The sequence below is a fragment of the Streptomyces cathayae genome (genome assembly GCF_029760955.1).
Lineage (GTDB): Bacteria > Actinomycetota > Actinomycetes > Streptomycetales > Streptomycetaceae > Streptomyces > Streptomyces cathayae.
This window is the reverse complement of the sequence record NZ_CP121682.1, coordinates 770,989-790,469: the sequence shown is the minus strand read 5'-3', so window position 1 is coordinate 790,469 and position 19,481 is coordinate 770,989. Positions and strand designations below refer to the sequence as shown.

At 71.9% G+C, this 19,481-nt stretch carries 18 protein-coding genes, 1 tRNA gene, 3 pseudogenes and 1 riboswitch; of the genes and pseudogenes, 18 read left to right on the top strand and 4 right to left on the bottom strand.

Features of this window, described 5'->3' with window-relative positions; genetic code table 11:
* Positions 1 to 32 precede the first annotated feature (32 nt).
* The 4 genes from PYS65_RS34905 (at position 33) to PYS65_RS03805 (ending at position 2,660) form a co-directional block, all read left to right on the top strand.
* Complete coding sequence (locus PYS65_RS34905; protein WP_423836149.1) at positions 33 to 395, top strand: 1-deoxy-D-xylulose-5-phosphate synthase N-terminal domain-containing protein; 363 nt, start codon at positions 33 to 35, stop codon at positions 393 to 395.
* Complete coding sequence (locus tag PYS65_RS03815; protein WP_279332335.1) at positions 392 to 1,807, top strand: aspartate aminotransferase family protein; 1,416 nt, start codon at positions 392 to 394, stop codon at positions 1,805 to 1,807. Before PYS65_RS34905 ends, PYS65_RS03815 begins: the two co-directional genes overlap by 4 nt.
* A 110-nt stretch (positions 1,808 to 1,917) precedes the next feature.
* A complete protein-coding gene (locus PYS65_RS03810; RefSeq protein ID WP_279332334.1) occupies positions 1,918 to 2,541 on the top strand; it encodes a helix-turn-helix domain-containing protein in 624 nt (207 codons plus the stop codon).
* Positions 2,538 to 2,660, top strand: a complete 123-nt coding sequence (locus PYS65_RS03805) for a DUF6126 family protein (RefSeq protein WP_202280217.1) — start codon at positions 2,538 to 2,540, stop codon at positions 2,658 to 2,660. The genes PYS65_RS03810 and PYS65_RS03805 overlap by 4 nt, the downstream gene beginning before the upstream one ends.
* Positions 2,661 to 2,730: 70 nt before the next feature.
* Here PYS65_RS03805 and PYS65_RS03800 read toward each other — a convergent pair whose 3' ends face one another.
* Positions 2,731 to 3,528 (bottom strand): tyrosine-protein phosphatase, encoded by a 798-nt coding sequence (locus tag PYS65_RS03800; RefSeq protein WP_279332333.1) that lies wholly within the window; start codon positions 3,526 to 3,528, stop codon positions 2,731 to 2,733.
* A gap of 464 nt (positions 3,529 to 3,992) precedes the next feature.
* Positions 3,993 to 4,157: riboswitch (cyclic di-AMP (ydaO/yuaA leader) on the top strand.
* A gap of 2 nt (positions 4,158 to 4,159) precedes the next feature.
* Here PYS65_RS03800 and PYS65_RS03795 point away from each other — a divergent pair.
* The 12 genes from PYS65_RS03795 to PYS65_RS03740 all read left to right on the top strand — a co-directional run bounded on the left by PYS65_RS03795 (position 4,160) and on the right by PYS65_RS03740 (position 16,335).
* Positions 4,160 to 5,104, top strand: a complete 945-nt coding sequence (locus PYS65_RS03795; RefSeq protein ID WP_279332332.1) for a M23 family metallopeptidase — start codon at positions 4,160 to 4,162, stop codon at positions 5,102 to 5,104.
* A 238-nt stretch (positions 5,105 to 5,342) separates the two neighbouring features.
* Complete coding sequence (locus PYS65_RS03790; RefSeq protein WP_279337842.1) at positions 5,343 to 6,128, top strand: SGNH/GDSL hydrolase family protein; 786 nt, start codon at positions 5,343 to 5,345, stop codon at positions 6,126 to 6,128.
* 234 nt (positions 6,129 to 6,362) lie between these two features.
* A complete protein-coding gene (locus PYS65_RS03785) occupies positions 6,363 to 7,598 on the top strand; it encodes an MBL fold metallo-hydrolase (RefSeq protein WP_279332331.1) in 1,236 nt (411 codons plus the stop codon).
* 575 nt (positions 7,599 to 8,173) lie between these two features.
* Positions 8,174 to 10,309, top strand: coding sequence for a sensor histidine kinase (locus PYS65_RS03780; RefSeq protein ID WP_279332330.1), 2,136 nt, complete (start codon positions 8,174 to 8,176; stop codon positions 10,307 to 10,309).
* 62 nt (positions 10,310 to 10,371) lie between these two features.
* Positions 10,372 to 10,806 carry a roadblock/LC7 domain-containing protein gene (locus PYS65_RS03775; protein WP_279332329.1) on the top strand — a complete coding sequence of 145 codons (435 nt, stop codon included), beginning with the start codon at positions 10,372 to 10,374 and terminating at the stop codon, positions 10,804 to 10,806.
* A gap of 2 nt (positions 10,807 to 10,808) precedes the next feature.
* Positions 10,809 to 11,180, top strand: coding sequence for a DUF742 domain-containing protein (locus PYS65_RS03770; protein ID WP_279332328.1), 372 nt, complete (start codon positions 10,809 to 10,811; stop codon positions 11,178 to 11,180).
* The gene (locus PYS65_RS03765) at positions 11,158 to 11,775 is read left to right on the top strand and encodes a GTP-binding protein (RefSeq protein WP_279332327.1); all 618 of its coding nucleotides are present in this window, start codon (positions 11,158 to 11,160) and stop codon (positions 11,773 to 11,775) included. The genes PYS65_RS03770 and PYS65_RS03765 overlap by 23 nt, the downstream gene beginning before the upstream one ends.
* A 60-nt stretch (positions 11,776 to 11,835) precedes the next feature.
* Complete coding sequence (locus tag PYS65_RS03760; protein WP_279332326.1) at positions 11,836 to 12,411, top strand: GAF domain-containing protein; 576 nt, start codon at positions 11,836 to 11,838, stop codon at positions 12,409 to 12,411.
* 193 nt (positions 12,412 to 12,604) lie between these two features.
* Positions 12,605 to 13,633, top strand: coding sequence for an L-threonine 3-dehydrogenase (gene tdh, locus PYS65_RS03755; protein ID WP_279337841.1), 1,029 nt, complete (start codon positions 12,605 to 12,607; stop codon positions 13,631 to 13,633).
* Positions 13,634 to 13,751: 118 nt separating this feature from the next.
* Entirely contained in the window at positions 13,752 to 14,951 is a 1,200-nt protein-coding gene (locus tag PYS65_RS03750; protein WP_279332325.1) for a glycine C-acetyltransferase, read from the top strand.
* Between the two features lie 62 nt (positions 14,952 to 15,013).
* A complete protein-coding gene (locus PYS65_RS03745) occupies positions 15,014 to 15,919 on the top strand; it encodes a LysR family transcriptional regulator (RefSeq protein WP_279332324.1) in 906 nt (301 codons plus the stop codon).
* 56 nt (positions 15,920 to 15,975) lie between these two features.
* Positions 15,976 to 16,335, top strand: coding sequence for an MmcQ/YjbR family DNA-binding protein (locus tag PYS65_RS03740; RefSeq protein ID WP_279332323.1), 360 nt, complete (start codon positions 15,976 to 15,978; stop codon positions 16,333 to 16,335).
* 250 nt (positions 16,336 to 16,585) lie between these two features.
* Here the strand turns inward: PYS65_RS03740 and PYS65_RS34900 are convergent.
* Positions 16,586 to 16,756: pseudogene (locus PYS65_RS34900) on the bottom strand (transketolase); the annotation flags it as partial.
* 132 nt (positions 16,757 to 16,888) lie between these two features.
* Here PYS65_RS34900 and PYS65_RS03730 point away from each other — a divergent pair.
* A tRNA-Pro gene (locus tag PYS65_RS03730) sits at positions 16,889 to 16,962 on the top strand.
* Positions 16,963 to 17,061: 99 nt separating this feature from the next.
* On the opposite strand, the pseudogene PYS65_RS34895 reads toward PYS65_RS03730, so the two are convergent.
* A pseudogene (locus PYS65_RS34895) lies at positions 17,062 to 17,636 on the bottom strand (tyrosine-type recombinase/integrase); the annotation flags it as partial.
* Positions 17,637 to 17,749: 113 nt separating this feature from the next.
* On the opposite strand from PYS65_RS34895, the gene PYS65_RS03720 reads away from it, so the two are divergent.
* Positions 17,750 to 19,066, top strand: coding sequence for a PP2C family protein-serine/threonine phosphatase (locus tag PYS65_RS03720; protein ID WP_279332321.1), 1,317 nt, complete (start codon positions 17,750 to 17,752; stop codon positions 19,064 to 19,066).
* Between the two features lie 149 nt (positions 19,067 to 19,215).
* Here PYS65_RS03720 and PYS65_RS03715 read toward each other — a convergent pair.
* Positions 19,216 to 19,443: pseudogene (locus PYS65_RS03715) on the bottom strand (succinate dehydrogenase/fumarate reductase iron-sulfur subunit); the annotation flags it as partial.
* Positions 19,444 to 19,481 lie beyond the last annotated feature (38 nt).

The window sequence follows — 19,481 nt, the reverse complement described above, 5'->3', positions numbered from 1 at the left end:
AGCACGGAACCGAAGGGGGCCCGAGCGTGACGATGGTGGAGAGCACCCGGCACCCACGTGACCTGAAGGCGCCGGCCGAGACGGAACCCGGTGAACTGTCCGAAGAGAACAGGGAGTTCCTGGTGCACGCGGTCGCCGGGACCGGAGGGCGTCTCGGGCCCCACCCGGGCGTGGTGGAACTCGCCGTGGCCCTGGTGCCGGGCGATGCCGATGTCGACGCACCGGTCCGGCGGTTCGGCATCCCGGAGCAGTTCCTCGCGCACGCCGGACGCGGCGAGGTGCCGGTCGGCATCGGCCTGACGCCCGTCCGGAGCACCGGCCGGACCAGCGCGAGCCCTCCCGCCGGGGGCGAGCCGCCGAAGCAACCACAGGACCGACAGGAGTCACCGCAATGACCATCGCGGAGTCCGAGTCGAAGCCGTCGCGGGCCGGGGAGTTCGACCTCGGCGCGCTGCTGGCCGAACGGGGAGCCGAGCGCTACGAGCTGCACGCCCGGTACCTCAACCACCAGCTCCCGCGCATGCTGCACACCATCGGCTTCGACAAGGTCTACGAACGGGCCGAGGGCGCCCACTTCTGGGACGCGGACGGCAACGACCACCTGGACATGCTCGCCGGATTCGGGGTGATGGGCCTGGGGCGCCACCACCCCGTGGTCCGCAAGGCGCTGCACGACGTCCTCGACGCCTCGCTCGCCGACCTCACCCGCTTCGACTGCCAGCCGCTGCCCGGTCTGCTGGCCGAGCGGCTGCTCGCGCACAGCCCTCACCTGGACCGGGTGTTCTTCGGCAACAGTGGAACGGAGGCGGTCGAGGGCGCGCTGAAGTTCGCCCGCTACGTGACCGGCAGACCGCGCGTCCTGTACTGCGAGCACGCCTTCCACGGACTGACCACCGGCTCCCTGTCCGTCAACGGCGAGTCCGGCTTCCGCGACGGCTTCGCCCCCCTGCTGCCCGACACGGCGGTACCGCTCGGCGATCTGGACGCGCTGGAGCGGGAGCTGGCCAAGGGCGATGTCGCCGCCCTCATCGTGGAGCCGATCCAGGGCAAGGGCGTGCACCCGGCCCCGCCCGGCTATCTGCGCGCCGCGCAGGAACTGCTGCACCGGCGCAAGGCGCTGCTGATCGCCGACGAGGTGCAGACCGGCCTCGGGCGGACCGGCGACTTCTACGCCTACCAGCACGAGGAGGGAGTCGAGCCGGACCTGGTGTGCGTGGCCAAGGCGCTCTCCGGCGGCTATGTGCCGGTGGGAGCCACGCTCGGCAAGGACTGGATCTTCCGCAAGGTCTACTCGTCGATGGACCGGGTGCTGGTCCACTCGGCCAGCTTCGGGGCCAACGCCCAGGCGATGGCCGCGGGCCTCGCGGTCCTGTCGGTCATGGAGAACGAGCACCTCGTCGCGCACGCCCGGGCCACCGGGGAGCTGCTGCGGTCCCGGCTCGCGGCACTGACCGGGAAGTACGAGCTGCTGGCCGAGGTCCGCGGCCGGGGCCTGATGATCGGCATCGAGTTCGGCCGGCCGCGGTCACTCAGGCTGCGCGGCCGCTGGACCGCGCTGCAGGCCGCGCGCAAGGGGCTCTTCGCACAGATGGTGGTCGTGCCGCTGCTGCGGCGGCACAGGATCCTCACCCAGGTCTCCGGCGATCACCTGGAGGTGATCAAACTGATTCCGCCGCTGATCATCGACGAGCGGGACGTGGACCGGTTCGTGGGCGCCTTCACGGCGGTGATGGACGAGGCCCACGACGGCGGTCTGGTGTGGGAGTTCGGCAGGACCCTGATGAAGCAGGCGGTCGCCGGCCGGTGAGACACTGGCCCCGTCCGGCCGTGCTGCCTGCCGGGTCGTGAACACCCGCCCCTTTTTGCCCGTGAGGCAAGAAATTTGCCCCACGGGCAAAAATGCTGCTGAATGGGGTCATGAGCACCCCCGAGAGCGAGCCGTCGGCCGAACCGGCCGCCGCGCTTCCCGCGGTCGCGCCGCACCTGCGCGCGCTGCGCCGCCGGGCAGGCCTGACCCTGGAGGCCGCGGCACGCGACGCGGGGCTGTCGCCCGCCCATCTCTCCCGGCTGGAGACCGGGCAGCGCCAGCCCTCGTTGCCCATGCTGCTCTCCCTGGCCCGGGTCTACGGTACGACCGTCTCGGAACTGCTCGGCGAGACGACCGCCGACCAGGACATGGTGCTGCGCGCCGCCGACACGGAGCCGACCGTCGCGGGCGGCTGGACGTACCGGCAGGCAGGCTCCCCCGGACGCGGGATGCAGGCCCTGCGGGTCGAGGTTCCCCACGGCTCCCAGAGCGGCATCGTGCGGGTCCACCCGGGCGAGGAATGGCTGTACGTCCTCAAGGGACGGCTGCTGCTGCGCCTGGGGGACGCGCTGCACCGGCTGGCCCCGGGCGACAGCGCGCACTTCGACTCGCTGACCCCGCACCGTATCGCCGCTCAGGACCCCGACGGAGTCGAGCTGCTCTTCGTCCATACCCTGTTGCAGAGCCCCACGGCCGCCCTGTGCCTGGGCCCCACCTATGGAGATGTGTCATGAAAGACCTGGAGGAGAAGTTCCCTCGCGCCCTGTGGGTGAGGCTGTTCGTCTACGTCGTGGTGGGGCACCTCTTCGCGGCCTTCATCTATCTGCTGTTCGCACTGGGCGCGAAGCAGTAGTCCCCGGAACCTGTCCGGGCAGTGCCCCTCCGTGAGGCGCTGCCCGGTCGGGTGGTTCCTCAGTGGTTCCTCAGTCGAGCAGGCGCTCGCGCAGCCGCTCCCGGTTTTCGGGGGTGAGTCCGAGCGCCGTCTCGAGGTAGGGGTCCACGCCGCCCCAGGTCTCCTCGATGGTTTCCAGGGCAGCCGACAGGTATTCGGCGCGGGCGTCGAACAGGGGGTCGAGCAGCTCCATGACCTCGGGGGAGTAGGCCGAGGCGGAGCTGCCGCTGCGACGCACCCGGTAGCGGCGGTGTGTGGCGCTGGACTTGAGGTAGTCGTCGAAGATCGCGTCCCGCTCCACGCCCAGGGCGAGCAGCGTCACCGCCACCGACAGGCCCGCGCGGTCCTTGCCCGCCGCGCAGTGCATCAGCGCGGGGACGCCGTCCTCGGCGAGCGAGCGCAGCACCTGGGAGTGCTCGGCGGTGCGTTCCCTGACGAGCACGCGGTACGAGGCGATCATCCGGCCCGCCCCCTTGCCGTCGGCGAGGATCGAGCGCAGCTGGTCCAGGTCGCCGTCGCGGACCATCCTCCAGAACTGGGCGCCGTCGGCCGGGTCGCTCAGCGGCAGGTTCACCTGGCGCACGCCGGGCAGTTCGATGTCGTGGCCGTCCAGCTTCTGGTCGGCCGCGTTGCGGAAGTCGAAGACGGTGTGCAGTCCCAGGGAGGACAGGAAGGTGGCGTCCGACGCGGTGGCGTGGGCGAGGTGACCGCTGCGGAACAGCACGCCGTGCCGTACCCGGCGGCCGTCCACGGTCGGCAGTCCGCCCACATCGCGGAAGTTCCGCACTCCGGTCAGCTCGGGTTCGGTCGACGGGATGTGCTGCGTCACGGGGGCCCCTCCCTCTCGCCGCCGACGGGGAGGCGCCGACGGATGTCACTCGACGATACGACATGCCTGCCGGGGGCAATGAGTTGTCCGCGGATCGGTCGGCAGGGGCGTTCCGGTCCCGCCGTCAGGCCGGAGCGGGACGTCCCCGATCGGGTACTTGAAGGCGTTCTGTCCGTTTAAGGCATTTCGCCATGAAATGCCCCGAAAGGGAGGGGGGTGGGGAGGGCGTGGTGAGCATCGTCATATCGGTGACGATGTGTTGCCGCCGTGCTTCGCGTAATTCTGTTGTTCCGCAAGGGAATTCGGAGGGTGCGGGAAATCCGGGGCGACTCTGGGTGACGGAATTCAGGTGAATGGATCACGGAAAAGGGCCTTCGCTCCGAACATCGCGCTTGTCCCTTTGCGCCGTGGTCGCCTACGTTCGCCATCGATCCGGACGGACGCCTAATCCTGCCGCCGCCCGGAGCCCACACACACTGACCCGTGTACGGCAGGAGCGGGGGACCCACAGGTATCACTGCCTGTTCCGGTCTCCGGAACAGGCTCGGGGTTAAGCCGCGTCCCGACGCGGCCGGGCATCTCCAGTCCGAACCCGACAGCTCACCTCGTAGGCGCCGGAGAGGAATTCGTCATGCCCGCAAAGGGTAAGCACCGCCGTTCCCGCGCTGTGCGTCTCACTCGTTCCATCGCCGTCGCCGGTGCCGGTGGCGCCGTGCTCGCCCTGCCGCTTCTCGGCGCCACCGGCGCGAACGCCGCCCCGGCGCAGGCGGCCCCGGAAAAGGCCGTCCAGTCGTTCTCCGTCGCCGGCGAGAAGGCTGACGGCAAGAAGGCCGACAGCGGCCGGAGCGGCGACGTCCGCACGTACATCGTGAAGAGCGGCGACCACCTGGCGAAGATCGCCGAGTCCGAGAACGTCGACGGCGGCTGGAAGCAGCTCTACGCCGACAACCGGGAGGCCGTGGGTGACGACCCGTCGCTCATCCACCCCGGTCTGAAGCTCTCGGTCGACGGCGAGGCCGCGACGAGCACGCCGAAGAAGTCGCCCTCCTCCGGCCCCGCCGGTTCCCTGGGGCTGCCCTCGTCGTCCGCTCCGTCCTCCGCGCCGAAGAAGTCCGCGCCGAAGGCCTCCTCCGACGCCACGACCGTGAAGCAGGCCGCGAACACCTCCGGTTACAGCTCGCCGGTGCCCGGTGGCGGCCTCGGCACCGCCTACAAGGTGGCCGGCAGCATGTGGTCCAGCGGCTACCACACGGGTGTCGACTTCGCCATCCCGACCGGCACCTCCCTGAAGGCCGTCGGCCCGGGCACCGTCGTCTCCGCGGGCTGGGCCGGTGCATACGGCAACCAGGTCGTCGTCCAGCTCGAGGACGGCCACTACGCCCAGTACGCCCACCTGTCCTCGCTGTCCGTCTCGGCCGGCCAGACCGTGAGCGGCGGCCAGCAGGTCGGCCTCTCGGGGTCCACCGGCAACTCGACCGGCCCGCACCTGCACTTCGAGATCCGCACCACGCCGAACTACGGCTCGGACGTGGACCCGGTCGCCTACCTCGGGGCGAAGGGCGTCTCCATCGTCTGACCCCCGCGGCGACCCGCCGGACACGCGCCGAAGGCCGGACCCCGATCCCCGGGGTCCGGCCTTCGGCGCGTTTCGGCCCCTCAACGTTCTTTCCGCCAAGGCTATTCCGGAACGGGGCAATGCTTCGGGAGTGGCTTATCTCACCGCGCGTCAACCCCTTCCTACGGTCGCGTAGGTCACATTCGAAAGGGAATCATGTCCCCTCGTGGCAGACGATTCGAAGAGTGACAGCACATCAGTGATCGGGTCGTACGTGGCGGTGGGGGACAGCTTCACCGAGGGCGTCGGCGACCCCGGCCCGGACGGGGCGTTCGTCGGCTGGGCCGACCGGTTCGCCGTACTTCTCGCCGACCGTCGCCCCGAAGGCGACTTCCGGTACACGAATCTCGCGGTGCGCGGAAAACTGCTCGACCAGATCATGGCCGACCAGGTTCCGCGGGCCGTCGAACTGGCCCCCGCACTGGTCTCCTTCTGTGCGGGCGGCAACGACATCCTCCGCCCCGGCACCGACCCCGACGAGGTGGCCGAGCGTTTCGAACGGGCTGTGGCCGCGCTCACGGCGGTCTCCGGCACGGTCCTGGTGACCACGGGGTTCGACACCCGGGGCGTGCCCCTGCTCAAGCATCTGCGCGGCAAGATCGCCACCTACAACGGGCATGTGCGGGCCGTCGCCGACCGGTACGGCTGCCCGGTGCTCGACCTGTGGTCCCTGAGGAGCGTCCAGGACCGCAGGGCCTGGGACACCGACCGGCTCCACCTGTCGCCCGAGGGACACACGCGTGTGGCGCTCCGCGCGGGCCAGAGCCTCGGCCTGGACGTCCCGGCGGACCCGGAGCAGCCCTGGCCCCCGCTGCCGCCGCGCGGCAACCTCGACGTCCGACGGGACGACGTCCACTGGGCGCGCGAGTACCTGGTGCCGTGGATAGGGCGCCGACTGCGCGGGGAGTCGTCGGGGGACCACGTGACGGCGAAGGGGACGCTGTCACCGGACGACATCAAGGTGCGGATCGCCTCGGTGGCGTAACGCCGGACGGACGCGACGGGCGGGGGCGCGGCGGGCGCGGGGGAGAGGACGAAGGCGGAGGGTGCGGGCACGGGGGCGCGGCGGGCACGGGGGCGGCCGCCCGCCCCCCCGCCCCGGGGAGTCGGAGCCCGGCGGGCCCGTCGCCCCGGGCGGCCGGTTCTGTCCCGTCCGCCACCGCGCTTTCGGCCCGTCCGCCCATAATGGGATGTCTGACCGACTCCGCTGGGAGGCATCGTGGCCGGTTTCCGTTCCCAGAGCTCCGGGCTCCGTGCGCTACGGCCCGCGGCCTTCGGCGCGGACCCGAGCGGGGAGCGCATGGCGCGCATCCGCAGATCCCCGCACTACCGGGACGGGGTGTTCCAGAACCCCGGGGGACCCACCCGGCCCCGGTCCGAGGGCTCGGCCCGGGACCTGGCGAAGAGCTACTTCGACAGGGAGACCCGGTACCACCGCGCGCCGCGCGGCACCGTGCCGGTGCACTCCACCACCCTCGCCGACCTGGCCCGCCCGCCGGCCACCGGGCTGCGTCTCACCTGGATGGGCCACTCCAGCGTGCTCACGGAGATCGACGGTCAGCGGGTCCTGTTCGACCCCGTGTGGGGCGAGCGCTGCTCCCCGTTCCCCTTCGTCGGGCCCCGGCGGCTGCACCCGGTGCCCCTGCCGCTGGCCGCGCTCGGCCCGGTCGACGTCGTGGTGATCTCGCACGACCACTACGACCACCTGGACCTGCCCACCGTCAAGGCACTGGCCGGCACGGACACGCTGTTCGCCGTGCCGCTCGGGGTGGGTGCCCATCTGGAGCACTGGGGCGTGTCCGCCGACCGGCTGCGCGAACTGGACTGGCACGAGGCGACGCGGGTCGGCGGGCTCACCCTCACGGCCACCCCGGCCCGCCATTTCTGCGGCCGGGGACTGCGCAACACCCAGCACACCCTGTGGGCCTCCTGGGTCGTGGCGGGTGCGGAGCACCGCGTGTACCACAGCGGTGACACCGGCTACTTCGACGGCTTCCAGGACATCGGCGCCGACCACGGCCCGTTCGACGCGACGATGATCCAGATCGGCGCGTACTCGGACTTCTGGCCCAAGGGCGGGCTGGACCCGATCCCGGGACCCGGTTCCTGGCCCGAGATCCACATGAACCCGGCCGAGGGCGTCCAGGCCCATCTGGACCTGCAGAGAGGCCGCCCGGACGGTGTCTTCCTGCCGATCCACTGGGGCACCTTCAACCTGGCGCCGCATCCCTGGGCGGAGCCCGGCGAATGGACGATGGCGGCCGCCGACGCGGTCGGTCAGCCCGCCGCCTTCCCCGTCCCGGGCCTGCCGTTCGAGCCCGCGGGAGAGCTGCCGACGAAGACGTGGTGGCGGGACGTGGGACACGTCCCGCACCACAAGTGGCCGCTGCCCGACCCTGTCACGGACGCCTCCGCCGCCGTCCACGAGGACCTGGACCTGGTGGGAGAGGACTGACACGGGGCAGGAGCCCAGGAGCCCAGAAGTCATGGCCTGCACTGCTACGGAGAGTGAGAATTCCGTGGACCTTCCTCGGGTGTGAAGGGCCCCGGGGGGTCGCCGTGACGGAGGGGCCGCGGCCGTCGCGACGGTGCGGGTGGGTGGACGCCGGAAGGGTGAGGGCCGGGGAGCCGTGAGCTCCCCGGCCCTCGGCATGTACCGGTGACCGCTTCTGACCAGGTCGGATCGAACTGTGACCGTTTCCGGGTGACTGCCTGACGGGTTTATCGGTCTGTCGTACGAAGCCTCATACCAGAGCGGGACGCTGTCCGGGCAAGTTTGTCAACTGGCCACCGCACGTGATGCGGTGGTGACTACGGTGAGTGTCGGTCGGGCGCGTCGCGCCCCGGGGCCATGGCCACCAGATCGGATCAGGGAGCGGGGACCGGTACGTGCAGGCAGAAGGCGGACGAGGGAGCCGACGGGGCGAGGAGTCCCGCCGACCGGGCCCGGCCGGCGTCTCGGGCGCGACCGGCACCCGGAACCGAAGGACCAGTACCGGTTCACGGACCAGTACCAGCTCGAGGACACCGATGCACGGCTCCCGCGCTCCGGCCTCCCGCACGGACCGGAGGGAGGGCGGACGGCACGGACGCCCGCCCTCCCGGCCCGCCCCCGAGCTCCCCGAGACGCAGTTACGGCCCCAGCTGCTGAGGCTCGCCGTGCTGCCGCCCGTCGCGGTCGCCCTCAGCGCCTGCGCGGCCGTGCTGTTCACGGTCCGCTCCACCGGGGTACGACCCGGTGCCACGCTGTGGAGCGTGCTCGGCGGCGCGGGGTCGGTGGCCCTGGCCGGCATCGTCGTCGCCGCCGTGGCCGCCGACCGAGCCGCCCGCTCCGTGCACGAGCGGGTGGAGAGCCTGCGCCGGAGCACGGCCCGGCGCGAGGCCGACCTGGGTGGCCTGGTGGACGCCCTGCGCCGGGGGGAGGGACCGCCACCCCGGGGGCAGCGCGACAGGACGCCGGAGGACGCCGACGACTTCGACCTGCTCGCCGCCGACCTGTCCCGGGCGCACGACGGTGCCGTCACCGCCGTCGTGCAGGCGTCCCAGCTCTCCAGCCAGGCGGGCAGCGAACAGAAACTCGAGGTGTTCGTCAACCTGGCCCGGCGCCTGCAGTCCCTGGTGCACCGCGAGATCTCCCTCCTCGACGAGATGGAGAACGAGATCGAGGACCCCGACCTGCTCAAGGGCCTCTTCCACGTCGACCACCTCGCCACCCGCATCCGCCGCCACGCCGAGAACCTCGCCGTGCTCGGCGGGGCCGTCTCCCGGCGGCAGTGGAGCAACCCCGTCCCCATGACCGAGGTGCTGCGCTCGGCCATCGCCGAGGTCGAGCAGTACTCGCGGGTCAAACTCGTCCCGCCGATCGACGGCACCCTGCGCGGGCACGCCGTCGCCGACGTCATCCACCTGCTGGCCGAACTCGTCGAGAACGCCACGCTGTACTCCGCCCCGCACACCCAGGTGCTACTCCGCGCCGGCCTCGTCACCTCCGGGCTCGCCGTCGAGGTCGAGGACCGCGGGCTCGGCATGCCCATGGGCGAGCAGGAGCGGATGAACGCCCTGCTCGCCGACCCGGACCAGGTCAATGTGGCCAGCCTGCTGGCCGACGGACGCATCGGCCTGTTCGTGGTCTCGCAGCTCGCGAAGCGCCACGGCATCCATGTCCGGCTGCAGAGCAACATCTACGGCGGAGTGCAGGCCGTGCTCGTCGTGCCGCAGGCACTGCTGGGCGCCGAGCCGTGGGTCGCGGGGCAGAGCATGGGACAACCGCGAGAGATCGACGCGGTGCCGGACGCGGAGTACGGCGGCGGGCCGACGCCCCGGACCGGGCACCCGGTACCCGCGCCCGGAGGCGTCCCGCTGTCCGGGCCCGCCGGGTACGGGGCCGGCCCGCTGCCCGATCCGCGGGCGGGCGCCGGACCCGGACCGCTGCAGGGACCCGGGGCGCCCCGCCACCCGGTGCCGCACACCGCGGGACCACGCTCGCACCGCCGCGACCGGACCGCCGTTCCGGCCCCGTCGCCCCCCGACGGCGTGGCGCCACCCCTGCCGCTGCGCGGCGCCCGCGCGGTACGGGCCAACCCGGCCGAGGCGGCTCCCGGCGTCAACCCCGACGACCGGCGGACCCTCGCGGAGAACGGGGCGGGGTCCGCTCCCCTCACCCCGCGCGACGGCACGGTGCACGGCAGCACGGACAAACCCCGACTGCCCCGCCGCCGCGCCCAGGAACACCTCGTGCCCCAGCTCCGCGACGGTCCCGCACCGCGTCAGGAGACCGAGCACGTCGCCGGTCACGATCCCCACCTGGTGGCGGCCTTCCAACGGGGCGTCAGTCTCGCCGAAACCCAACAGCCCACCGACGCCGACGACATGGGGCGCGACGACATGGGGCGCCCCGACAACACCGGCGAGCACATGGTGGGCGACCCCACGGCGTCCGTGTCCCTGCCGTCCATGCTGCCGACACGGCCCATGGACGCCTACCCCATGGACCCGCTCCCCACCACGCAGCCCCGTGCCATGGAACCCCACACCATGGAGTCCCACACCACGGAGGCACACCATGTGCCCGCGGTGTCCCGGGAAATGCGTGGTGCCCATGACGGGGTGCCCGCGCCCCGCACCGACCACACCGCCCGGGACGACGGGAGTGCACCCGCCGGATGAGCATGCCCGCACCCACCCCCACCGCTCCCGCAGACCTTCGTACCCCAAGGAGTCGATCCACCATGGCGAGCGATGCGCCGACCGCCCACGTGTCCGATCTCGACTGGCTGATGAGCGGCCTCGTACAACGGGTACCGCACACGTCGAGTGCCGTGCTGCTCTCCTGCGACGGGCTGGTGAAGTCCGTGCACGGCCTCGACGCGGACAGCGCCGACCACATGGCCGCCCTGGCCTCCGGCCTCTACTCGCTCGGCCGCAGCGCCGGCATCCGCTTCGGCGACGGCGGCGACGTCCGGCAGGTCGTCGTCGAACTCGACTCGACCCTGCTGTTCGTCTCCACCGCCGGTTCCGGCACCTGCCTCGCGGTGCTGGCCGGCCGCGAGGCCGACGCGGCGGTGCTCGGCTACGAGATGGCGATGCTGGTCAAGAGCGTCCGGCCGTATCTGATGACCGCTCCCCGGCAGCCCGCCGCCGAACCCCCGGTGATGAGGCCTTGAACGTGGCGACGGCCGGCGACGGCCCCTGGCTGGACGACGCGGCCGGGCGGCTGGTGCGCCCCTTCACCGTCAGCGACGGCCGGACCCGCCCCACCGTCGAACTCGACCTGATGTCACAGGTGATGGCCACCGGGGCCACCCCTTTCGGCTACCTCGGACCCGAGCACGCGCAGGCGCTCGACCTGTGCCGCGCGCCCCTCCCGGTCGCCGAGGTCGCCGCCCATCTCAAGCTGCCGGTGGCCGTCACCAAGGTGCTGCTGGCGGACCTCGTCGACTGCGGGGGGCTCACCACCAAGCCCCCCGTGTTCGCCCACAACCCGACGGACCGGGCCCTTCTGGAGGCAGTGCTCGATGGACTACGACGACAGCTCTGACCGCGGCACCGGCACCGACCCGTTCCCCACCGCGCTCAAGATCCTCGTGGCGGGCGGCTTCGGCGTGGGCAAGACCACCTTCGTCGGCGCGGTCAGCGAGATCGCGCCGCTCAGCACGGAGGAACTGCTCACCACGGTCAGTGCCGCCACCGACCGGCTCGACGGAATCGAGAACAAGGTCGAGACGACCGTGGCGATGGACTTCGGCCGTATCACCCTGGACCCGGAGCATGTGCTGTACCTGTTCGGCACACCGGGCCAGGAGCGGTTCTGGTTCATGTGGGACGAGCTCTGCGAGGGCGCCCTCGGCGCGGTCGTCATCGCCGACACCCGGCGCCTGGAGGAGTGCTTCGCCGCCGTCGACTTCTTCGAGCAGCGTGGCCTCGACTTCGTCATCGCCGTCAACGAGTTCGACGGAGCCTTCCGCTACGACCCCCAGGAGGTGCGCGCCGCCCTGGACCTGACCGACGAGATCCCCGTCGTGTGCTGCGACGCCCGGATCTCCAGTTCGGGCGTCCGGACCCTGCTGACCCTGGTACGCCACCTCCTCGCCCACGCCCCGGCCCCCGCCACGGGGTATGGCGCCCACATGTGATCCCCGCACACCGTCACGGAGCCCATCCATGCGTTCTGCCCACACCCAGGGAGCCCGCCCATGAGCTACGACCCGCCCCGCCCGGCCGGTCGTCTGCTGCTCACCCCCGAGGACAAGGAGGCGCCGGCCCGCACCCTGCGGCTGCGCCGGCTGGGTCTGGGCGAACGCCCCGAGCCCCTGCTCGACGCCTTCGCGTACGGACTCTCCGAACTCACCGGGGCGGCGTACGCCATGGTCAACTTCCTGGGGGAGGAAGGGCAGTTCTTCGCCGGTCTGCACGCCCCGGCGGTCGCGCCCGTCGTCCGCGGCGACGGCACCGGCGCCCTGCTGGGCCGGACACTGCCCCGCGACCACGGCTTCTGCCCCCATGTGGTGGCCCGGCGCAAGGCACTGGCCCTGGGGGACGTGAGCGACTATCCGCGGTTCGCGGGCAATCCGGTCGTGGACGAGTTCGGGGTGCGCTCCTACCTGGGCGCCCCGCTCATCGACAGCACCGGCATGGTGCTGGGCACCGTGTCGGTCTCCGACATCCAGCCACGGGCCTGGGGACAGGCGGGGCTCACCGCCATCAAGGAACAGGCCGCGGATCTCGTCGTACGGCTCGACCGCGGGGAGAGCGACAGACCGGTGTGGTGAGCCCGCGGCCCGGCGGCGAGGGCGGGGCCGATGGGGTGACGGCGTGAAGGAAAGCTGTGGCCCCGCTTAAGAAATCCTCGATGGACCGGTGAGGGTGGCGTACGGCAGATTGCAGTGCGAATCCACTCCGCTTCCCGGCCTGGGCTGCTCCGGCGTGCCCGGGAGCCGGGACTCACCCTCAGGAGCCATGGCGTTGAAGGCGCTCGTCAAGGAGAAGGCCGAACCCGGGCTGTGGCTCGCGGACGTTCCCGAGCCGGCCGTCGGGCCCGGGGACGTACTGATCAAGGTGCTGCGCACCGGTATCTGCGGCACCGACCTGCACATCCGGTCCTGGGACGGCTGGGCCCGCCAGACGATCAGCGCTCCGCTGGTCCTCGGGCACGAATTCGTCGGCGAGGTCGTCGAGACGGGCCGGGACGTCGACGAGATCAAGACCGGCGACCGGGTCAGCGGCGAGGGCCACCTCGTGTGCGGCAAGTGCCGCAACTGCCTGGCCGGACGACGGCACCTGTGCCGCGCCACCGTCGGGCTCGGCGTCGGTCGCGACGGCGCGTTCGCCGAGTACGTCGTGCTGCCCGCGACCAACGTCTGGGTGCACCGCGTGCCCGTCGACCTCGACGTCGCCGCGATCTTCGACCCGTTCGGCAACGCCGTGCACACCGCCCTGTCCTTCCCGCTCGTCGGGGAGGACGTCCTGATCACCGGCGCCGGACCGATCGGCCTGATGGCCGCCGCCGTGGCCCGGCACGCCGGAGCCCGCCATGTCATGATCACCGACATCAGTGAGGAGCGTCTGGAACTCGCCCGCAAGATCGGCGTGAGCCTGGCGCTGAACGTGGGGGAGTCGGCCATCGCCGACGGGCAGCAGATCCTCGGCCTGCGCGAGGGATTCGACGTCGGCCTGGAGATGTCCGGCCGCCCCGAGGCGATGCGGGACATGATCGCCAACATGACCCACGGCGGCCGGATCGCGATGCTGGGCCTGCCGGCCGAGGAGTTCCCGGTCGACTGGGCCCGGATCGTCACCTCGATGATCACCCTCAAGGGCATCTACGGCCGGGAGATGTTCGAGACCTGGTACGCCATGTCGGTGCTGCTGGAGGGCGGCCTCGACCTCGCCCCCGTGATCACCGGCCGGTACTCCCACCGCGACTTCGAGGCGGCGTTCGAGGACGCGGCGAGCGGCCGCGGCGGCAAGATCATCCTCGACTGGACGTCCTGACCCCGGCAGCTCCGTCCCGGCACCTCCGTCCAGGCACCCCGCGCCGGGCGCACCCGCCCGGGGCCTTCCTCGGCATCCCCCTCATCCGCGAGCACCTTCATCCACCAGGAGCCTTCCCATGTTCGACTCCGTGCGCGACGACCTCCGCACCACCCTCGACGAGATCCGCGCCGCCGGACTGCACAAGCCCGAGCGGGTGATCGGCACCCCGCAGTCCGCCACCGTGAACGTCACCGCGGGCGGCCGGCCCGGTGAGGTCCTCAACTTCTGCGCCAACAACTACCTCGGCCTCGCCGACCACCCCGAGGTGCTCGCCGCCGCCCACGAGGCCCTCGACCGCTGGGGCTACGGCATGGCCTCGGTGCGCTTCATCTGCGGCACGCAGGAGGTGCACAAGGAGCTGGAGGCCCGGCTGTCGGCGTTCCTCGGCCAGGAGGACACGATCCTCTACTCGTCCTGCTTCGACGCCAACGGCGGCGTGTTCGAGACACTGCTCGGCCCGGACGACGCGGTGATCTCCGACGCGCTCAACCACGCGTCGATCATCGACGGCATCCGGCTGTCCAAGGCCCGCCGCTTCCGCTACGCCAACCGTGACATGGCCGACCTGGAGCGCCAGTTGAAGGAGGCCACCGAGGGCGGGGCGCGGCGCAAGCTGATCGTCACCGACGGCGTCTTCTCCATGGACGGCCACGTCGCGCCGCTGGACGAGATCTGCGACCTCGCCGACCGCCACGACGCCATGGTCATGGTCGACGACTCGCACGCCGTGGGCTTCGTCGGGTCCGGCGGGCGCGGCACCCCCGAACTGCACGGCGTCATGGACCGCGTCGACATCCTCACCGGCACCCTCGGCAAGGCGCTCGGCGGTGCCTCCGGCGGCTATGTCGCCGCCCGCGCGGAGATCGTCGCCCTGCTGCGCCAGCGCTCCCGGCCGTACCTGTTCTCGAACACCCTCGCCCCGGTCATCGCGGCGGCCTCGCTGAAGGTCCTCGACCTGCTGGAGTCCGCGGACGACCTGAGGGTCCGGCTGGGCGAGAACACCGCCCTGTTCCGCCGCCGGATGACCGCCGAGGGCTTCGACCTCCTCCCCGGCGACCACCCCATCGCCCCGGTGATGATCGGCGACGCGTCCCGCGCGGGACGCCTGGCGGAGCTGCTGCTGGAACGCGGTGTGTACGTGATCGGCTTCTCCTACCCCGTGGTGCCCGAGGGACAGGCCCGGATCAGGGTCCAGCTGTCCGCGGCCCACTCCACCGAGGACGTGAACCGCGCGGTGGACGCCTTCGTGGCGGCGCGGGCGGAGCTCGACGCCTGAGCGGAGCGCGCGGCGGCGTTCGCGGGGGTCCGGCCCGGGGGAGTCTGAGAGAATCCGGTCTCATGATCGAGGCACGGCGGCTCCACATCCTGCGTGCGGTGGCCGACCACCGTACGGTCACGGCGGCGGCCGCCGCGCTGTACCTGACCCCCTCGGCCGTGTCCCAGCAACTCACCGCGCTGGAGCAGGAGACCGGCCACCGGCTGGTGGAGCGCAGCGCCAAGGGGGTACGGCTGACACCGGCCGGCGAAATCCTGCTCGACCACACCCATGCGGTCCTCGCCCAGCTGGAGCGGGCCGCGGCCGAACTCGCCGCCTACAGTTCGGGCGCGGCCGGCACCCTCACCGTGGCCTCCTTCGCGACCGGGATCGCCCAGGTCGTCGTGCCCGCCCTGGTCCGCCTCGCCGCCACGGCACCGGGTATCCGCATCCACGTCCAGGACGCCGAGGGCGACGCCAGCCTGCCGATGCTGCTGGACCGGCAGATCGACGTCGCCGTGGCCGTGGAGTACCGGGGAGCGCCGTCCGCCGGCGACCCGCGGCTGACCCACGTGCCGCTGTACGCGGAGCCCTTCGACGCGGTCGTCCCCGTCACCCACCGGCTGGCCGACCTGCCCGAGGTGCCGCTCGCCGAGCTGGCCAAGGACCCGTGGATCGGCCCCTACCCCGGCAACCCCTGCCATGACGTAATCGTCCTGGCCTGCGAGAACGCCGGATTCCAGCCCCGCCTCGAGCACACTTCGGACGACTTCCGCGCGGTGGTGGCGCTGGCCTCGGCGGACGTGGGGGTCGCCCTGGTCCCGCGCTCGGCGCTGCGCGGCACGGACCTGACGGGCGTCGTCGTCCGCCCCGTCGACGGTGTGGCACCCACCCGCCGGGTCTTCGCCGCCGTACGCCGGGGAGCCGAGGAACACCCGCTGATCCGGCCCGTACTGGACGCGCTGAGCGAGGCCGCCGCAGCACCGTAGGCAGCCGGCCCCCGTCCCGTGACCGGTTGTCAGTGGCAGCCGCTACGGTGCCTGCCATGCCGGATGCCGAAGACGTACGACGGATCGCCCTGTCCCTGCCGGACACCACGGAGAAGATCGCCTGGAGCATGCCCACGTTCCGGGTCGCGGGAAAGATGTTCGCCACCCTGCCCGAGGACGAGACCTCCATCGCCGTGCGCTGCCCCAAGGAGGAGCGCGACGAACTGGCCCTCGCCGAACCGGAGAAGTTCTGGATCGCGGACCACGAGGCGCAGTCCGCCTGGGTCAGGGTCCGCCTCACCGCCCTCGACGGCGAGGACGAACTGCGCGACGTCCTCGCCGACTCCTGGCGCCAGGCGGCCCCGCCCCGGCTGCTCGAGGAACACCCCCGGCTGGGGCTGCCGTCCATGGGCTGAACCGACGGGCGTCGCCGTTCGTTCAGCCCGCGACGAAGCCCGCGATCCGCTGCCGGAGCGAGGCGGCGTCGAGACCGTGCGCGGCGACATGCTCCTCGAGCTGCCCGTACCGTCGCAGCTCCCGTCGCCCCACGCCCAGCCCCAGCACCCGGTGCGGCACGTCGGCCAACGCGTCGTCGGCCGACGCGGTCGACGTGCCCGCCAGGTACGGCTCGACGAGGACCACGTCCGTACCGGTGGCCCGCCGCAGCGCGGCCGCCCGCTCCGGCGAGACGCGCAGCACCCGGTCGTGGAGCACCCACAGCACGTCCAGTGTGGAGGTGGCGGCCGGTCCGTGCTTCTCGCCGCCGGTCACCAGGCCCATCAGCCCCGGCAGATCCGCGAACCCGTAAGAACGTGTGTGTTCCTCGGTGATCGTCATACGGCGATCGTGCAACCTCGACCAAACTTCAGGTCAAGCCCCGCCGTGCAAACGGGTGCGCGATCACCCTCCCGAGTGCGGTATTGTTTCCGTGCACGTTGATCCGGGGGAATCCCCAGGTCAGACGGGCATCGGGACGTGGCGCAGCTTGGTAGCGCACTTGACTGGGGGTCAAGGGGTCGCAGGTTCAAATCCTGTCGTCCCGACTGGAGACAGTCGCAGGCAAGGGCCGGTTCCGGAGCAATCCGGAACCGGCCCTTGATCATTGTTGGGGACCAGCTGGGGACCGGCGTCCTTGACCGGCCTCAGCAGGTCACGACGATCGGTTTCGGGAGCGAGCGCGGCGCGCGCAGCACGCTGAGGTGGGTGGAGAGCGCCGCCCCGGCAGCGGTGATCTTGTGTACGTCCGGGTGCAGGTGGCGCTGGGTGGTGGTCAGTGATCCGTGGCCGGCGATCCTGCGGAGGACGTGGATGTGGACTCCGGTGTCGGCGAACCAGGTCAGTCCGGTGTCCCGGAGGTCGTGGCGGCGCAGGTGCTCGTGGCCGAGCCCGGTGACCACGTCGTCCCAGTGCGTGGCGTCGCGCAGGACGGCGGTGGAGATGCGTCCGCCACGCGGGCCGGTGAACAGGCGGCGTCCGGGTCGGGGCCGGCGGACAGGATGCGCTGGGCGGCGAGGGGACGGATCTCCCCGCCGATGGGAACCTTGCGGGCCTGTGTGCCCTTGGCGCCCCTGTCGGACAGCCCGCCGGGCGCGGGTGTGATCTGACGCCGCACGGTCCAGATCCACTGGGTGGTGTCGATGTCTCCGACGCGGCGGCCTGAGACCTCGCCGATTCGTGCGGCGGTGCACGCGGAGAAGATGACCACGTCTCCCCAGCCGCTCCCTGGTGCGGGCCGCTGACGAAGCTGCGGCCTGCCTCCGGCCAGGTGAGCGCGTAGTGTGACATGGCAGGGCGACCTGATGACGGCGCCCGGCGCCGGGAGGAAGCACCATGGCGCACAACCCGTGGCAGCGATGGGAGCGGGGCCGGACCGGGGGCGGCATGGTCGCGCGATCGCAGCAGCGTGTTCTGGACCGGCACCGGTTGCGGCACCTGCTGGACGCGGTCGGGGCGGTCAGCACCGACATGGATACCCGCACTGTGCTGCGCCGCATCGTGGAAGCGGCCGCCGACCTCGTCGCCGCGCGCTATGGGGCGCTGGGCGTGCTCGACGAGAGCGGAAAGGTCATCGACCTGATCACCGTGGGCATCGACGATCCGCGGCTGTGCGCTGCGATGGGTCTGCCGCAGGGCCACGGCCTGTTGCACACCATGGTGGACGACCGGGAGCCGTTGCGGGTGGCGGATGTGGCCGGGCATCCTCGTGCAGCCGGTTTTCCGCCCGGGCATCCGGTCATGCGGACTCTGCTGGGCGTTCCGCTCATGGTGCGCGGCACGGTCTACGGTGACCTCTACGTCGCCGACAAGAGGGACGGCACGCTTTTCGATGACGACGACGAGGGCCTGCTGACGGCCCTGGCCAGTGCCGCGGGCGTCAGTCTCGAGAACGCCCGTCTGTACGAGCAGCTCAGACGGGCCGCCGAGCACTTCCAGCGCCGCATGCTGCCCGTACTTCCCGACCTTGCGCCGCTGACGGCCGCCGCCCGCTACGAGCCCGCCTCCGAGCTGCCCAGGCTGGGCGGGGACTGGTACGACGCCATGGCCCTGCCGGACGGCGCCATCTGTGTCGTGGTGGGCGACGTGACCGGCCACGACGTGGAGGCCGCCCCGCTGATGGGGCAGATCCGCAACATGCTGCGGGCGCTCGCCTTCGACCGGGGTGGGCCGCCCGCCCTGGTCGTGTCCCGGCTGGACCACGCCCTGACGATGTTCGAGGATCCGCCGACGGCCACCCTGGTGTTCGGCCGCATCGAGCGCACCGGTGGAGCGGGCGGGGGGTACACGTTCGGCTGGAGCAACGCGGGGCATCTGCCGCCGCTGCTGGTCGGCGCGGACGGCGGCACCCGCTACCTGGCACCCGCCCGTCACGGGATCCCGGTGGGGATCGAGGCGTCCGTCCCCCGGTTCAGCCACGAACTCCCCCTCCCGCCCGGCAGCACCCTGCTGCTGTTCACCGACGGACTGGTCGAGCGCCGCGACCAGGACATCGACACGGGACTGGCCGAGCTGGCCGAGCAGGCCGCCCGCCTGGCCACGGCCCCGCTGGAGGAGCTGTGCGACGCTCTGATCAGCCGGAGCCGACAGGTGTTCGACGACGACGTCGCCCTGCTCGCCCTGCGCATCCCCTCGGACGGCCCGGCACGGTGAGACACACACCCTGACCGCTCGGCGTGCCGGGGTGCGCGGGCGGTCGCCCGGACGGGAGGCGGTCAGGCCGGCAGCAGGGTGCGCAGGGCGTGGGGCCGGCGAGGAATGGGCGGCCCGGGGCGACACCGTGACGTCGGCCAGGGCATGGCTCAGTCCTCGCCGGCCCCACGTCCCGGGCGGCGGCGTAGGCTGCGGATCAGACGCCCGAGCGGGTCATGGCGGTGGTCGACGACGCGTTCCTTCATCGGGATGATCGCGTTGTCGGTGATCTTGATGCCGGCGGGGCAGACCTCGGTGCAGCACTTGGTGATGTTGCACAGCCCCAGTCCGTGCTGTTCGCGCAGCATCCCGCGCCGGTCGGCGGTGTCGAGAGGGTAACCAACTGCTGGTTCTCGGGGGTGGTTGAGTGTGCGTA